The sequence below is a fragment of the Enterococcus sp. E5-37 genome, assembly GCF_035726925.1.
GTDB classification, from domain to species: Bacteria; Bacillota; Bacilli; order Lactobacillales; family Enterococcaceae; genus Enterococcus_B; species Enterococcus_B faecium.
Window position 1 is genome coordinate 148,828 of record NZ_JAPMLG010000006.1, and the last position, 15,525, is coordinate 164,352.

At 39.3% G+C, this 15,525-nt stretch carries 18 protein-coding genes; 17 read left to right on the top strand and 1 reads right to left on the bottom strand.

What is annotated here, in order from left to right; translation table 11 throughout:
• Window positions 1–75 precede the first annotated feature (75 nt).
• From OS138_RS07025 to OS138_RS07040, 4 genes are all read left to right on the top strand, one after another.
• Window positions 76–1,122, top strand: a complete 1,047-nt coding sequence (locus OS138_RS07025; RefSeq protein ID WP_002319376.1) for a glycosyltransferase family 4 protein — start codon at window positions 76–78, stop codon at window positions 1,120–1,122.
• Window positions 1,123–1,138: 16 nt separating this feature from the next.
• Entirely contained in the window at window positions 1,139–2,362 is a 1,224-nt protein-coding gene (locus OS138_RS07030) for a glycosyltransferase family 4 protein (protein ID WP_325069884.1), read from the top strand.
• 88 nt (window positions 2,363–2,450) lie between these two features.
• Window positions 2,451–3,338, top strand: coding sequence for an NAD(P)-dependent oxidoreductase (locus OS138_RS07035; protein ID WP_325069885.1), 888 nt, complete (start codon window positions 2,451–2,453; stop codon window positions 3,336–3,338).
• A gap of 85 nt (window positions 3,339–3,423) precedes the next feature.
• Window positions 3,424–3,654 (top strand): YkuJ family protein, encoded by a 231-nt coding sequence (locus OS138_RS07040; RefSeq protein ID WP_002287607.1) that lies wholly within the window; start codon window positions 3,424–3,426, stop codon window positions 3,652–3,654.
• A 56-nt stretch (window positions 3,655–3,710) separates the two neighbouring features.
• Here the strand turns inward: OS138_RS07040 and OS138_RS07045 are convergent, their stop codons facing one another.
• Window positions 3,711–4,676 (bottom strand): GIY-YIG nuclease family protein, encoded by a 966-nt coding sequence (locus tag OS138_RS07045; protein ID WP_325069886.1) that lies wholly within the window; start codon window positions 4,674–4,676, stop codon window positions 3,711–3,713.
• A 305-nt stretch (window positions 4,677–4,981) separates the two neighbouring features.
• Here OS138_RS07045 and fabT point away from each other — a divergent pair, with 305 nt between their 5' ends.
• The 13 genes from fabT (at window position 4,982) to yqeH (ending at window position 15,516) form a co-directional block, all read left to right on the top strand.
• Window positions 4,982–5,422, top strand: a complete 441-nt coding sequence (gene fabT / locus OS138_RS07050) for a fatty acid biosynthesis transcriptional regulator FabT (protein WP_002287610.1) — start codon at window positions 4,982–4,984, stop codon at window positions 5,420–5,422.
• A gap of 9 nt (window positions 5,423–5,431) precedes the next feature.
• The gene (locus OS138_RS07055) at window positions 5,432–6,394 is read left to right on the top strand and encodes a beta-ketoacyl-ACP synthase III (protein WP_002287612.1); all 963 of its coding nucleotides are present in this window, start codon (window positions 5,432–5,434) and stop codon (window positions 6,392–6,394) included.
• Between the two features lie 52 nt (window positions 6,395–6,446).
• On the top strand, window positions 6,447–6,671 hold the full coding sequence (locus OS138_RS07060; protein WP_002287614.1) for an acyl carrier protein: 225 nt from the start codon (window positions 6,447–6,449) through the stop codon (window positions 6,669–6,671).
• Between the two features lie 106 nt (window positions 6,672–6,777).
• Complete coding sequence (fabD, locus tag OS138_RS07065; RefSeq protein ID WP_002324392.1) at window positions 6,778–7,695, top strand: ACP S-malonyltransferase; 918 nt, start codon at window positions 6,778–6,780, stop codon at window positions 7,693–7,695.
• Between the two features lie 11 nt (window positions 7,696–7,706).
• Window positions 7,707–8,444: a 3-oxoacyl-[acyl-carrier-protein] reductase gene (fabG, locus tag OS138_RS07070; RefSeq protein ID WP_002326070.1), complete on the top strand. Its 738-nt coding sequence runs from the start codon at window positions 7,707–7,709 to the stop codon at window positions 8,442–8,444.
• An 18-nt stretch (window positions 8,445–8,462) separates the two neighbouring features.
• Entirely contained in the window at window positions 8,463–9,698 is a 1,236-nt protein-coding gene (gene fabF, locus OS138_RS07075) for a beta-ketoacyl-ACP synthase II (protein ID WP_002287619.1), read from the top strand.
• Window positions 9,699–9,700: 2 nt separating this feature from the next.
• Window positions 9,701–10,177, top strand: a complete 477-nt coding sequence (accB, locus tag OS138_RS07080) for an acetyl-CoA carboxylase biotin carboxyl carrier protein (RefSeq protein WP_002290844.1) — start codon at window positions 9,701–9,703, stop codon at window positions 10,175–10,177.
• Window positions 10,178–10,201: 24 nt separating this feature from the next.
• Window positions 10,202–10,621: a 3-hydroxyacyl-ACP dehydratase FabZ gene (gene fabZ, locus OS138_RS07085; RefSeq protein WP_002287621.1), complete on the top strand. Its 420-nt coding sequence runs from the start codon at window positions 10,202–10,204 to the stop codon at window positions 10,619–10,621.
• A gap of 7 nt (window positions 10,622–10,628) precedes the next feature.
• Window positions 10,629–12,008, top strand: a complete 1,380-nt coding sequence (locus OS138_RS07090; RefSeq protein WP_325069888.1) for an acetyl-CoA carboxylase biotin carboxylase subunit — start codon at window positions 10,629–10,631, stop codon at window positions 12,006–12,008.
• Window positions 12,009–12,878 carry an acetyl-CoA carboxylase, carboxyltransferase subunit beta gene (gene accD / locus OS138_RS07095; protein ID WP_325069889.1) on the top strand — a complete coding sequence of 290 codons (870 nt, stop codon included), beginning with the start codon at window positions 12,009–12,011 and terminating at the stop codon, window positions 12,876–12,878.
• The gene (locus OS138_RS07100; protein WP_325069890.1) at window positions 12,871–13,656 is read left to right on the top strand and encodes an acetyl-CoA carboxylase carboxyl transferase subunit alpha; all 786 of its coding nucleotides are present in this window, start codon (window positions 12,871–12,873) and stop codon (window positions 13,654–13,656) included. Before accD ends, OS138_RS07100 begins: the two co-directional genes overlap by 8 nt.
• 226 nt (window positions 13,657–13,882) lie before the next feature.
• A complete protein-coding gene (locus OS138_RS07105; RefSeq protein ID WP_002287626.1) occupies window positions 13,883–14,410 on the top strand; it encodes a YqeG family HAD IIIA-type phosphatase in 528 nt (175 codons plus the stop codon).
• Complete coding sequence (gene yqeH / locus OS138_RS07110; RefSeq protein ID WP_002290850.1) at window positions 14,407–15,516, top strand: ribosome biogenesis GTPase YqeH; 1,110 nt, start codon at window positions 14,407–14,409, stop codon at window positions 15,514–15,516. Before OS138_RS07105 ends, yqeH begins: the two co-directional genes overlap by 4 nt.
• Window positions 15,517–15,525: the final 9 nt, after the last annotated feature.

The window sequence follows — 15,525 nt, forward strand, 5'->3', positions numbered from 1 at the left end:
AGATAAAAATAGGGCTTAAGTTTGAGTGACAGTTTGTAGGCTATGTTATACTATATAAGTGAAGGGGGACGTAAGGTGAAGGTATTATTATATTTTGAAAGTGAAAAGATGCTTGCAAAATCTGGAATCGGGCGTGCGCTTGATCATCAAAAACGTGCTCTGACGGAAGTCGGTATCTCTTATACACTAGATGAAAAAGAAGATTATGACATCCTGCACATCAATACATACGGAATCAATAGTCATAATATGGTCAATAAAGCCAGAAGAGAAGGGAAAAAAGTTGTCTATCATGCGCATTCTACAGAGGAAGATTTCCGAAATTCCTTTATCGGATCGAACCAGCTTTCTCCTATCGTAAAAAAATATCTGGTAGGATTGTACCAAAAAGCGGACTATCTGATCACGCCAACACCTTATTCAAAACAGTTGTTGGAAAGCTATGGTATCCGTGTGCCGATTCAAGCTATTTCCAATGGGATCGACTTAGAGAAATATCGCCCTGATCCAATGAAAGAACAAAAGTTCAGAGAATATTTCAAACTGTCTCCGGATCAAAAAGTAATCATTTGTGTCGGTTTGTTTTTCGAACGTAAAGGAATCATTGATTTCGTAGAAATTGCTAAGAAGATGCCCGAATACACATTTATTTGGTTTGGTCATGTTCCCATGTACTCGATTCCTCGGAACATCCGGAAAATTGTAAAAGAAGATCATCCTGAAAATGTCCTGTTTCCTGGTTACATTCGTGGAGAGATCATAGAAGGTGCGTATTCAGGTGCAGATCTATTCTTTTTCCCTTCTTATGAAGAGACAGAAGGGATCGTTGTTTTAGAAGCTTTAGCAAGCAAACAAAACGTACTTGTTCGAGATATTCCAGTGTATAATGGCTGGTTAGAAGATAGCAAGAACTGCTATATGGGGAAGACAAACGAAGAATTTATCCGACTGATCCAACAGATTACCAATCAAGAACTACCGAGTACGACACAAGCCGGTTATCAAACAGCAAAAGAGCGAAGTATCAATAAAATCGGTGAAGAACTTAAAAATGTATACGAAAGTGTACTGAATGAAAAAGTCTCTAGCAAATTAAAAAAAGTAAATCAGATCAAGGACTAGTTTGGAGGCGAAAAACATGAAAATCGGCTTTTTTACCGATACCTACTTTCCGCAAGTCAGCGGAGTTGCTACATCGATCAAAACATTAAAACAAGAATTAGAAAGACATGGGCATGAAGTCTATATTTTTACAACGACCGATCCTAATGCGGATAAGTTGGAAAAAGATGTGATTCGAATGCCAAGTGTACCATTTATTTCTTTCAAGGATCGAAGAGTTGTTGTTAGAGGCATGTGGTATGCTTATTTGGTTGCCAAAGAACTAGAACTAGATCTTATTCATACCCATACAGAATTCGGAGCAGGGATACTTGGGAAGATGGTAGCTAAGAAGTTGAAAATACCTCTGATCCATACTTACCATACGATGTATGAAGATTACCTTCATTATATCGGTAAAGGAAAAGTGATCAGGCAATCCCATGTAAAATACTTGTCTAGATTATTTGCAAATCATACGACAGGTGTAGTTTGTCCAAGTGAACGTGTTATTGATACATTACGCAGCTATGGTGTAATAGCACCGCTTCGCGTGATTCCTACTGGTATCGACATTGAAAAATTCAAACGTTCTGATATCACTCAGCAGGATATCAGCAAATTAAGGGAGTCACTAGGTCTTCAGGAAAACCATTTGATGATTCTTTCTTTAAGCAGGATTTCTTATGAGAAAAATATCCAAGCCTTGATTAAAGGGTTTCCTCAGGTCATCTCCGCTTATCCTAACGCCAGATTAGTTATCGTAGGAAAAGGACCTTATGTAGAAGAGTTAGAGGAATTGATCTCAGAACTGCAGTTAGAAGAATTTGTGCAGTTCACAGGAGAAGTGGACAACAATGATGTAGCACTTTATTATAAAGCGGCAGATTATTTTGTCAGTGCTTCTACTTCAGAAACACAAGGGCTTACTTATACAGAAGCGATGGCAGCCGGAACACCTTGTGTCGTGGAAGGAAATGCTTATTTGAACCGATTGTTCGATCATCCTTCATTAGGGAAAACTTTTGAAACCGACGAAGACTTTGCACCAGCACTTATTGATTATATTTCCAGTGAATTTCCTAAATATCCAAAGGTTTTAGAAGCTAAACTTTATGATATTTCATCTACACATTTCGGCGAAGCTATGATCGAATTTTATCAAGACATGGTTGTTTATCATGAAGAAGAGATGCGAAGAAAAGAAGAAGAAGACTCGATTGAACGAATCAAAATAAAATTAAATTCATTTAAAAGATAAAATTCAAACATTTTTTATGAAAAAATCCTTGTTTCTAGCGTATACTAGCATAGAAGCAAGGATTTTTGATTTTTAGGAGGTCGAAAAAATGAAACTTGGTTTTATCGGAACAGGCGTCATGGGAAGTGCTGTCGTACGCCATCTACTAGAAGCAGGACACGAAGTAGCTGTCTATAATCGGACAAAAGCAAAAGCTGATCCTTTAGTAACAGAAGGAGCTAACTGGGCAGATACACCAAAAGCGGTAGCAGAACAAAGTAATATTCTCTTTACAATGGTAGGTTACCCCAAAGATGTAGAAGAAGTCTACTATGGACAGTCGGGGATTTTTTCTGCAGATATCTCAGGACATATTTTAGTTGACTTGACTACAAGTACACCAAGCCTGGCAGAAAAAATTGCAAAAACAGCAAAAGAAAAAGGCGCAGATGCGTTAGATGCACCGGTATCCGGTGGTGACTTAGGAGCAAAGAATGGTACACTGACGATCATGGTCGGTGGAGAAGAAGCCGTTTATGATCAAGTACTGCCTTTATTCAAAGAATTTGGTACGACATTTACATTGCATGGTTCTGCTGGGAAAGGTCAGCATACAAAAATGGCTAATCAGATCATGATTGCAGGTACGATGACAGGAATGACGGAAATGCTTGTCTATGCACAAAAAAACGGACTTGATTTAAAGAAAGTGATTGAGACGCTTTCAGGTGGAAGTGCAGCTAACTGGTCTTTAAGTAATTATTCTCCTCGTATTTTAAAAGAAGATTACACACCTGGTTTTTTTGTCAAACATTTTATCAAAGATTTAAAGATTGCATTAGAAGAAGCAGAAAAAATGGACCTTGTATTGCCAGCAACTACCCAAGCATTGAAACTATATGAAGAGTTGGCAGATAAAGGTTTTGAGAATGACGGAACCCAAGCTTTGATCAAACTTTGGTGGCCTGAAGGAAAAATACCAGAAAAAAAATCATAAAAAACGAGTTTTTTTAGAGAAAATCAATGCAAGTAGGCTATGCTTTTGATACAATATAACAGAAATAAGAAAAGGAGGACCTCCGATGACACATTCACAATTAGTCGCAATCATAAAACGACTGGAGGCTATGGTCGAGTCAGCAGATAATGAACTGCAAGTTCGCCGTTTTGAAAAAGAAGGCGTAGAGAAGTGTACAGTAACTTATGATAAAGCGACCGATACATTTGAATTAACTGAAACAGATACTCATCAGCAATACGAATTTGATAATATCGATATCGTAGCGATGGAAATCTATGACTTAATCCAATAAATTTTAGGATAATTGACATTTGAAGTTGAAGATGCCTAAAAGAAGCCGAGAAGCAACTAATTTAGTTGCTTTTCAGCTTCTTTTTTGTTTAACAGTTCAATTTCAGACTGTTCTTTTTCTAATTTTTTGCGGTAACTGATCAAGATTTGTACAGGATCGATTTCTTCTTTTGATAATTGACGTTTCAAAGATAAATGAGCTTCTTTCTTTTCATAATAGAAGTCAGGAGAAACGTCACCAGAGGCAATCATTGTTTCTACAAGTTGACCATGACAAACGAGGTAGTGCTTTTTCTGACTCTCATCTGCTGCTAATGGCATGCTGAAGGTGAGCGATGGTGTTCTTAAAAACTGCTTTTGTTCCTGGATCCGTCTAATAAAATAAGTAACTAATTCGATATCTTTTTGAAGCATACCGGCTTTTTCGAAATTCAACTGATAGATGAAATGTTGTTGTCTTTTTTTCAAGTAAGTCAGTAGCTTTTTGTTTCGGCCTTGAAACAGCCCTTGGAGTTCCTTTTTTTTCTGTTCAAAAGTCATTTCCTGTAGGTCAGGAAGCTGGACTCGCAAAGCTAACAAACTAATTTCAGACAACCAAGGCATTTGATAAGTTTCTTCCATTATACGCAAAATAGACGGCATTTTTTTATAGAGACGAAAAGGCCCGTATGTTCGAGCCGTAGGAGTATCTGTTAATACAAATCCCTTATTGGTAATATGTACATAATTATAATTACTGAAATAATTCATTTGTCGGTTATAAAAAGGTCGGTAATGTTGGATCAATTGACACTCGAGCAATAAAGCATCTAATTCCGTGTCTACTACGACGAAATCAAAATCTGTTATATGATGAATCATGCGTAATACTTTTTTCGAATGCTGTTTATTCTGATGAAAATAGCTGCTTACTCTATTTTTGAGCCGTTTTGCTTTACCAACATAGATGACCTTACCATCTCGGTCTTTCATAAGATAGACACCCGGCAGCATGGGGAGAGTTTTCATTTTTTCTTTTAACATAGGATCTCCTTTTACGCTTTGAATAAAAAGACTATAACAAATTTTGAAATAATGGACAAGTTTTAGGGAATTCTATAGTTCTGTTCACAGAAAATACTTTGATAATCAAAATATGTGAGATAGATGATTTTTCTAATAAAAGAAATTATAAATGCTGATTTATCAGTTGTTTTAAATGAGTAAAATCTTAAAAAAAGCTCATATAGTAAAAAAATGATCTTTTAAGGTTGCATTTTGAAAAAAGTTAAGATATAGTTTGAACATCAAAAGATTTGATAATCAAACTAATTAGTGGACGGTGGAACATGGAACCAGATTTAAAAACAGTAAATGATTATCTTGTTAGTGTCTTCAATGATATTTTGACAATCGAAGAGTCTGAGCTGAAAAAATCTCAATTCAAAGATCTGTCAATCACAGAGATGCACACGATCGAGGCAATCGGGATGTACAAGAAAAAAACAACTTCAGAAGTAGCCAAAGAACTATCAATTACTGTTGGGACCTTGACCACTGCTATTAACAAGTTAGTAAAAAAAGGCTATGTCGAACGTATCCGCAGTGAAGATGACCGCCGCGTTGTAAAGTTGGGACTAACGAAAAAAGGAAAGTTACTATTTCGGGTCCATCAGCATTTTCATCGTGAAATGGTCAAGAACATCTTAGACGGAATGGCTACGGAGGAACAGCATGCCTTGCTGGATGCACTGAAAAACTTGCACGACTTCTTGCAAGACTATAAGTGAGGATATTTAATGGAACAATTTGGAATGATTACTGCAACAGCCAGCGTCCTTCCTGAAAAGATTATTACTAATAATGATCTTTCCAAGATGATGGATACCTCTGATGAATGGATTTCGTCAAGGACGGGTATTCGTGAACGAAGATGTGTAACAAATCAGGAGACTTCTGATTTATGCATTTTAGTGGCGGAAAAATTGATAAAACAGAAAAATCTAAACCCTAAAGATTTGGATTTTATTTTAGTAGCAACAATGTCGCCCGATTACACGACACCATCTGTAGCAGCACAAGTACAAGGGAAATTGGGAGCAACTCATGCTATCGCTTTTGATATCAGTGCTGCGTGCTCAGGATTTGTTTATGCGTTAAGTATGGCTGAAAAAATGATCCGCTGCGGCTCAACTAAGGGACTGGTGATTGGTGGTGAAACACTATCTAAGCTAATCGATTGGTCTGATCGTACGACTGCTGTGTTGTTTGGCGATGGAGCAGGTGGGATTCTCTTAGAAGCGAATCCACAGAAAAAATTGCTGAAAGAAAAATTAGCAGCTGACGGAACCAGAAGTAGCTCATTGACCGCTGGCTACCAGCAAAATAAAAATCCGTTCTATTCAGAAGATTCAGAAGGTTCGTATTATTTGCAAATGACTGGCAGAGATATTTTTGATTTTGCCGTACGAGACGTTGCAAACAATATCCAAGAAGTCATGAAAGACAAACCAGTTGATTATCTGCTTTTGCATCAGGCAAACCTCAGAATTATTGAGAAAATTGCCCGAAAAGTAAAGATGCCGCAAGAAAAGTTCCTGACCAATATGGATAAATATGGGAATACATCTGCTGCAAGCATCCCTATCTTATTGGATGAAGCAGTTTCTAGTGGAAAGATCACCTTGGGAAAACAGCAGAAAGTAATATTTACAGGCTATGGCGGAGGTTTAACATGGGGAAGTATTCTCATGGAGTTGTAGACTGTTAAATTATAAAAATAAAAAGCAAACAATATCGGAGGAATATATTATTATGGTATTCGAAAAAATTCAAGAAATCATCGCAGAAGAATTAGGAAAAGAAACTGAAGAAATCAAATTGACTACTGACATCCAAGAAGACTTAGAAGCTGACAGCTTGGATTTATTCCAAATCATCAATGAAATCGAAGATGAATTTGACGTGAAAATCGAAACAGAAGACGGAATCAAAACGGTTCAAGATTTAGTGACTTACGTAGAAAAACAAACTGCATAATCATTAAAATTAGGTTGGGGGCTGGGACATTTCCTGAAATAGGAATGTCTCGGCCTTTTTGAATAAAAAGAATCAAACATATATTCTGGATATATTGGAGAAAAACATGAAAACAGCATTCTTATTTAGTGGCCAAGGTGCACAATATCAAGGTATGGGAAAAGATTTGTATGAAGAAGTCATTGTAAAGCAGACATTTGATGAAGCAAGTGAAATTCTTGGCTACGATATGGCTGAACTTTGCTTTACAGAAAATGAACATTTGGATCAGACGCAATATACACAGCCAGCTATTCTAACAGTCAGCATCGCGTATTATCGCTTATTGAAGGAGCACGGAATCATCCCAGATGCAGCTTTAGGACTGAGTTTAGGAGAATATTCGGCATTAGTAGCTAGTAATGCGTTATCCTTCACTGAAGCAGTTGCGTTAGTAGCAAAAAGAGGCGCTTATATGACAGAAGCGGCCCCAGCTGGAAGCGGGAAAATGGTTGCAGTGATGAATGCGCCGATTGAAACGATCGAGGAAAGCTGTCATGAAGCTAGTAAGTACGGCATCGTATCTCCTGCAAATTATAATACACCTCAGCAGATCGTGATTGGTGGCGAAGAAAAAGCAGTAGACGAAGCTGTTTTACTATTAAAAGAAAAAGGGTTCAAAAGAATGATCCCTCTAAATGTCAGCGGGCCTTTTCATACAGCTATTTTAGAACCGGCAGCAAAAAAACTGGCGAAGGACCTAAGTCAGATTCAATTCTCTGAACCTTCTTTTCCTATCATAAGCAACACAACAACGGAAATAATGAAGAAAGAAACGATCGCGGGACTACTTGAACAGCAAGTCATGCAACCTGTTCGTTTCTATGAGAGTATCCATAAGTTAAAAACAATCGGCATCGAGCAAGTCATCGAAGTCGGCCCCGGAAAAGTATTAAGCGGATTTATGAAAAAAATCGATAAAACAATACCAGTTCTGCGTGTTGAGAATAAGCAGACATTTGATGAAACAATAGCAATACTATAAGGAGGAACGTTATGGATGTAAAAGGAAAAAATGTATTTATCACAGGTAGTACAAGAGGAATCGGCAAAGCGATGGCCTTAGCTTTTGCAAAAGCTGGAGCAAATATCATTTTGAATGGTCGCGGAGAGATTCCAAAAGAAAAGATAGAAGAAATCGAAGCATTCGGTGTAAAATGCGTAGGAGTTTCCGGTGACATCTCTGATTATGAGAAAGCGGGACAAATGATCAAAGAAGCAGAAGAAAAGCTTGGATCGATCCATGTGTTAGTAAACAATGCCGGAATCACAAATGACAAACTTGTGATGCGGATGGATGCAGAAGATTTCAAAAAATGTCTTGATATCAATTTGATTGGAACCTTCAATATGACGCAGCACGTATTGAAAAAAATGATGAAGCAGCGAGAAGGGGCCATCATTAATCTCTCTAGTGTATCTGGGTTGATTGGAAATATTGGTCAAGCAAATTATGCAGCTAGTAAAGCTGGCGTAGTAGGATTAACAAAATCTGTGGCACGAGAAGCTGCAACTAGAGGCATTACATGTAATGCCATTGCGCCAGGATTCATCACAACTGATATGACGGAAGTTTTAGCAGACAAAGTCAAGGAACAAGCGGAAAAGCAAATTCCGATGCAGCGTTTCGGACAAGTAGAAGATGTTGCACAAACAGCAGTTTTCTTAGCACAAAATCCATATATCACCGGACAAGTCATCAATGTCGATGGCGGATTGGTCATGCACGGATAAGAAAAGGAGAGCAAATAAATGAATCGAGTGGTAATTACTGGCTATGGAGTCACTTCACCTATTGGAAATGACGCAGACAGCTTTTTGAATAGCTTAAAAGAGGGGACGAATGGCATCGCACCGATCACTAAATTTGATGCTTCAGAAACAGGGATTACCTTAGCGGGCGAGGTCAAAGATTTTCCTTACGATAAATATTTTATTAAAAAAGATAGCAAACGAATGGATATGTTTTCAATCTATGGAATCTACGCTGCTTTAGAAGCAATGGAGATGAGCGGTTTAGATAAAGAAAAAATGAATCAAGACCGGTTTGGCGTCATCATCGGATCTGGGATCGGTGGTCTTCCAACAATCGAAAACCAAGTTATTCGTCTACATGAAAAAGGTGCAAAACGAGTTTCTCCAATGTTCGTGCCAATGGCGATTGCCAACATGGCAGCTGGAAATATTGCTTTGCGCGTAGGTGCAAAAGGTATTTGTACAGCTATCGTAACAGCTTGTGCTAGCGGAACGAATTCAATTGGGGAAGCATTCCGTAACATCAAACATGGCTATTCAGATGTCATTCTTGCTGGAGGAACAGAAGCAACGATTTGTGAGATGGGGATTGCTGGATTTGCAGCTTTAACAGCACTCTCAGAATCAACTGATCCTAATCGTGGTTCGATTCCGTTTGACGAAAATCGGAATGGTTTTGTGATGGGTGAAGGAGCAGGTGTTCTAGTTCTTGAATCTTTAGAACATGCACAAGCTCGCGGTGCCAAAATCTATGGAGAAATCGTTGGATACGGTGCAAACTGTGACGCTTACCATATGACAGCTCCTACTCCAGATGGTTCTGGTGCATCTAAAGCAATGAAGCTTGCGATGGAAGAAGCTGGTGTACAGCCGGAACAAGTCGGATATATCAATGCTCACGGAACAAGTACACCAGCCAATGACCAGGCAGAAGCAAAAGCAATCCAAATCGCATTAGGTGAAAATTTCAGAGATACTTACGTCAGCAGCACGAAATCGATGACTGGACATTTATTGGGAGCAGCCGGCGGGATCGAAGCCTTGGCAACTTTGCTGGCATTAGAACATCAATTTATCCCACCTACGATCAATGTAGAAAAACAAGATCCTGAGATTGACTTGACAGTTGTCAAAAACGAAAGCAAACCTGCAAGTTTTACTTATGCAATGAGTAATTCATTAGGGTTTGGCGGACATAATGCGGTTCTGTGCATGAAACGCTGGGAGGAATAATTTTGGATATCAATGAAATCAGAGAATTAGTCAGTCAATTTGATCAATCCTCGCTAACGGAATTCGATTTGCGTGAAGGTCAATTTGAATTGTATATGAATAAAAATAAAACAAGTCGAGGCATGAATATGGTTCAAACAAACGAAACGTTGCCAGTTTCGGAGCCAGTCAATGTCATACCTGAACAAGCAACAACTGCTCCAGAAACAATGAAAGAAAAAGAATCGGCAGTATTTGATGGAATCGAGGTTGTTTCGCCAATCGTGGGAATCGTTTATCTGCAACCGGCGCCCGACAAACCAGCTTTCAAAAAAGTAGGTGATCAAGTTGCCAAAGGAGAAGTTATCTGCATTATTGAAGCGATGAAACTAATGAATGAGATAACTAGTGAGGCCGACGGAGTAATCACAGAAATCCTTGTAGAAAACGAGTCAGTTGTTGAATATGGACAGCCACTCTTTAGGATCCAGCAAAAATAAGCAAAGCAGGAAAGAGGGAAATCAATGAACATACAAGAAATAAAAGAAATCATTCCACATCGTTATCCAATGCTTTTGATTGATCGAGTGGAAGAAATGGTTGAAGGAGAACGGATCGTTGCTAAGAAAAATGTAACGATCAATGAGCCCTTTTTTCAAGGACATTTTCCAGAAGAACCTGTTATGCCAGGGGTATTGATTGTTGAAGCAATGGCTCAAGCAGGAGCAGTTGCATTACTTTCTCTTGAACAATTCAAGGGAAAGACGGCTTATTTCGGCGGATTGGACAAAGCAAAATTCCGTAAGAAAGTTACACCGGGAGATACCTTATACCTTGAAGTTGAGATATTGAAAGTGAAAGCTTCAGCCGGAATAGGCAAAGGAATCGCTAAAGTAGACGGTAAAAAAGTAGCCGAAGCGGAATTAACCTTTATGATTGGATAGGTGAAATATGTTTTCTAAAGTATTGATAGCTAACCGCGGTGAAATCGCTGTACGTATCATTCGTGCATGCCGCGAACTAGGGATCCAAACCGTAGCGATATATTCAGAAGCAGATGCCGAAGCACTTCATACACAGTTAGCAGATGAAGCAATTTGCATTGGCCCGGCAAAAGCCGTTGATTCATATCTGAATGTTCAGGAAGTACTGAGCGCTGCAATCGTGACAAAAGCCGAAGCAATTCATCCAGGATTTGGTTTTTTATCTGAAAATAGCCGATTTGCCTCCATGTGTGAGGAGTGCAATATCACATTTATTGGTCCTAAAAGTGCAACGATCGATGCAATGGGAAATAAGATCAATGCGCGTCAATTGATGCAAGAAGCAAATGTCCCAGTCATTCCAGGAAGTACTGGTGTATTATCTACAGTAGAAGAAGCATTGGAAATAGCAGACAGAATTGGTTATCCAGTGATGCTGAAAGCAGCTGCAGGCGGTGGTGGGAAAGGCATTCGGAAAGTTCAATCAAAAGAAGAGCTCCCACAGCATTTTTCTTCAGCTCAGCAAGAAGCAGCAGCGGCATTTGGAAATGATGATATGTATTTGGAAAAAATCATTTATCCTGCTCGCCATATAGAAGTTCAGATCTTAGGTGATCGATTTGGTCATGTCATTCATTTAGGCGAGCGAGATTGTTCTTTGCAACGCAACAATCAAAAAGTACTGGAAGAATCTCCTTCTGTAGTGATCTCACAAACAAAAAGAGAAGCACTAGGAGACGCTGCTGTTCGAGCAGCTAAAGCAGTCAATTATGAAAATGCCGGAACGATCGAGTTTCTGATGGATGAAGAAGGCGATTTTTATTTCATGGAAATGAATACTCGAATCCAAGTGGAACATCCAGTAACAGAAATGGTCACAGGAATCGATTTAGTAAAAAAACAGGTGGAGATAGCAGCCGGTGAGCCTTTGAATGTACGTCAAGAAGAAGTAGTATTCCAAGGACACGCAATCGAATGCCGGATTAATGCAGAAAATCCTGCTTTCCATTTTGCTCCTTCTCCAGGGAAGATCCAAAACTTACTGCTTCCAGCAGGTGGGATGGGACTGCGGGTAGACAGTGCAGTTTACCCGGGATATACGATCCCGCCATATTATGATTCAATGATTGCAAAAATAATCGTCCATGGAAATACGCGTTTTGAAGCATTAATGAAGATGCAGCGAGCCTTAAGTGAATTTATCACAGAAGGAATCATCACGAACGCAGAATTTCAGATGGATTTGATTAGTCATCCTGCAGTCATAGCAGGTGATTACAGCACAGCATTTTTACAAGAAGAATTTTTACCGAATTGGACACCAGAAACGGAGATAGGAGGCGCATAGATGGCTCTGTTTAAGAAAAAGAAATATATTCGGATCAATCCTAATAGAGAGAGCAAACCTGCTAACTCGCCATCTGTTCCTGATAACATGTGGGCAAAGTGTCCAAATTGCAAACATATCCTTTATACGAAAGACATCGGTGAAGAAAAAGTATGCCCTCATTGCGGATACGCTTTTCGAATCGGTGCATGGCAGCGTCTAGCTTTGATTATTGATGAAAAAAGTTTTGAAGAATGGGATACGGATCTTGTAACCAAAGATCCGCTAGCATTTCCCGAATATACGGAAAAAATTAAAAAGATGCAAGATAAAACAGGACTTCATGAAGCAGTCCTCACTGGTAAAGCAACCATTCAGGGGATTCCCTTCACTATTGGAGTGATGGATCCTAATTTTATCATGGGAAGTATGGGAACGATTGTCGGAGAAAAGATCACCAGATTATTCGAACGAGCAACAAAGGAAAGACTTCCAGTCGTCTTGTTCACAGCTTCAGGTGGTGCACGGATGCAAGAAGGAATCTTTTCTCTAATGCAGATGGCAAAAATCTCTGCTGCTGTCAAACGGCATAGTAATGAAGGTCTTTTTTATCTAACTGTTTTGACAGACCCGACGACCGGAGGAGTAACTGCCAGTTTTGCAATGGAAGGTGATATCATTTTAGCAGAACCCCAAAGCTTGATTGGTTTTGCTGGAAGACGTGTCATCGAACAGACGATCAAGCAGGAACTTCCAGAAGATTTCCAAAAGGCTGAATTCTTATTGTCTCATGGTTTTGTCGATCAGATTGTTCCCCGCATAGAATTAAAGCAGAAAATCCATACGCTTCTTGAATTGCATACACAGAAAGGATGGATAGATCGTGGATAAAACAGCACATGATGTCGTTCAGTTAGCAAGAGCTAAAGAACGATGGACAAGCTTGGATTTTTTTGAAGAGATCTTCGATTCTTTCGAGGAATGCCATGGTGATCGTTTATTTGCAGATGACGAAGCGATTGTTGGTGGAATCGCTCGATTAGATGGCAAACCGGTAACAGTGATCGGTATTCAAAAAGGACGGGATCTGCAGGAAAATATCCGCAGAAATTTTGGTTCTCCCCATCCTGAAGGCTATCGAAAAGCTTTACGACTGATGAAACAAGCGGAAAAGTTCAATAGACCGGTGATTACATTGATCAATACAGCAGGTGCATATTGCGGTGTAGGAGCAGAAGAGCGCGGCGAAGGAGAAGCTATTGCCAGAAATCTGCTCGAAATGTCTGATTTAAAGATACCGATCATCGCCATCATCATTGGTGAAGGTGGAAGTGGCGGTGCCCTTGCTCTAGGTTTAGCGGATGAAGTCTGGATGCTGGAAGAAACGATTTATGCTGTGCTTTCTCCAGAAGGATTTGCGTCGATTTTGTGGAAAGACGGTAGTCGCGCCGCAGAAGCAGCTGAGTTGATGAAAATTACTGCGCCAGAACTACGCGAGTTAGGAATCGTTGATCGAGTTATTCCTGAAACGTTCAACGGCGAGCAGTTGCCACGATATAAAGTCGCACACATTATGAAAAAAGCGTTGATTGAAAGGTTGACGGAACTTGTTCGATTCGACCAGCATGAATTACTGGAAAAACGATACAAGAGGTTCCGCCAATATTAGGTGTTTAACAACTAAGCAAAGAGTAAAGAATGGTCTTGCTCGCTTAGTTGTTTTTTGTTTCTAAATTTTTCTGTGATCAATCTTTATTTTTGGTCATTTTGTAAAGAAATGCTTTTTCTGAAAGACGAACGAGTATAGAGGTAGTTTTTTTTGCTGATATGCAGTATAATACGGGGTTGAGGAGTACTTTATGTGCTCCTTCATTTTTTGCAGATGAGGAGACAGCATGTTTTCAAATTACAAACCAACATGGATGGTAGAAGCCATCTATCAGATTACACCTGCCCAATTAAAGAATCTAGGCATCAAAGCAGTATTGACCGATTTAGACAATACGTTGATTGCATGGAATAATCCAGATGGAACAGAAGAGTTGCTTACTTGGATTTTAGAAATGAAAAATGCAGGAATCCCTGTTGTTGTTGTTTCAAACAATAATTCAAAACGTGTCGCGCGAGCGATTGAAAAATTTGATCTTTTGTATGTTGCACGAGCAATGAAACCTTTAGCAAGAGGGATCAACATAGCAAAGAAACAATTGGATTTAGCAGATGATGAGATAGTAATGGTAGGCGATCAGATTATGACTGATATACGTGGAGCCAATCGTGCAGGGATACGTAGCATCCTTGTAAAACCCATTATCGCAACAGATAGTTGGAAGACACAATTTAATCGTTTTTGGGAAAAAAGAATTATGGCCTATCTATTAGCAAAACACCCTGATATGGGCTGGCGAGGTGGAATCGAATGACAGAAGAATTACAATGTATCGGCTGTGGTGCCGTTATACAAACAAACAAACCCGGTGAATTAGGATACACGCCGCAAACGGCTTTGGAAAAAGGTTTAGCTTCCGGGGAAGTCTATTGTCAGCGTTGTTTCAGATTACGCCATTATAATGAGATCCAAGATGTCTCATTGACGGATGACGACTTTTTGCGCTTACTGAATGAATTAGGGCAAAAAGATGCATTGATCGTCAATGTGGTGGATATTTTTGACTTCAATGGTTCACTAATCCCAGGACTACACCGTTTTGTCGGTGACAATCCAGTACTTTTAGTTGGGAACAAAGTGGATATATTACCTAAATCATTGAAAAAAACTAAATTAACACAATGGATGAAGGAACGTGCTTACGAAGCAGGAATTCGTCCAGTAGATGTATTATTAACTAGTGCTAAGAAATCTCATGAGATGACGGAACTATTAGAAAAAATCGAAGAATACCGCGATGGACGGGATGTCTATATCGTCGGAGTAACAAATGTCGGAAAATCGACGCTTATCAATCAAATCATCAAAAATACAGCGGGAGTACAAGATGTAATCACAACTTCGCAGTTTCCAGGAACGACCTTGGATAAAATCGAGATTCCTTTAGATGACGGGCATTTTTTGATTGATACACCGGGAATTATCCATCGCCATCAAATGGCGCACTACTTAGGTAAAAAAGATTTGCGGATCATTGCACCGTTAAAAGAAATCAAACCTAAAGTTTATCAGCTGAATGAAGGGCAAACACTTTTCTTGGGCGGACTTGCAAGATTTGATTTTATCAGCGGCAATCGTGCTTCATTTATTGCTTATGTGTCGAATGATGTTAATATTCATCGAACAAAACTGGAAAAAGCAGACGAATTTTATCAAAAACACGTAGGTGGGTTATTGCAGCCGCCTCGTCCTAATGAAGTCGAGGAATTTCCCGAGCTTGTTCGTTTTGAATTTTCCGTGAAAGAAAAAACAGACATCGTTTTTGCCGGTCTAGGCTGGATCACCGTAACAGCACCAGCAGTAATTGCTGGCTGGGCGCCAAAGGGTGTAGATGTCTTGAAGCGAAAAGCATTGATTTAAGGAAGAAGG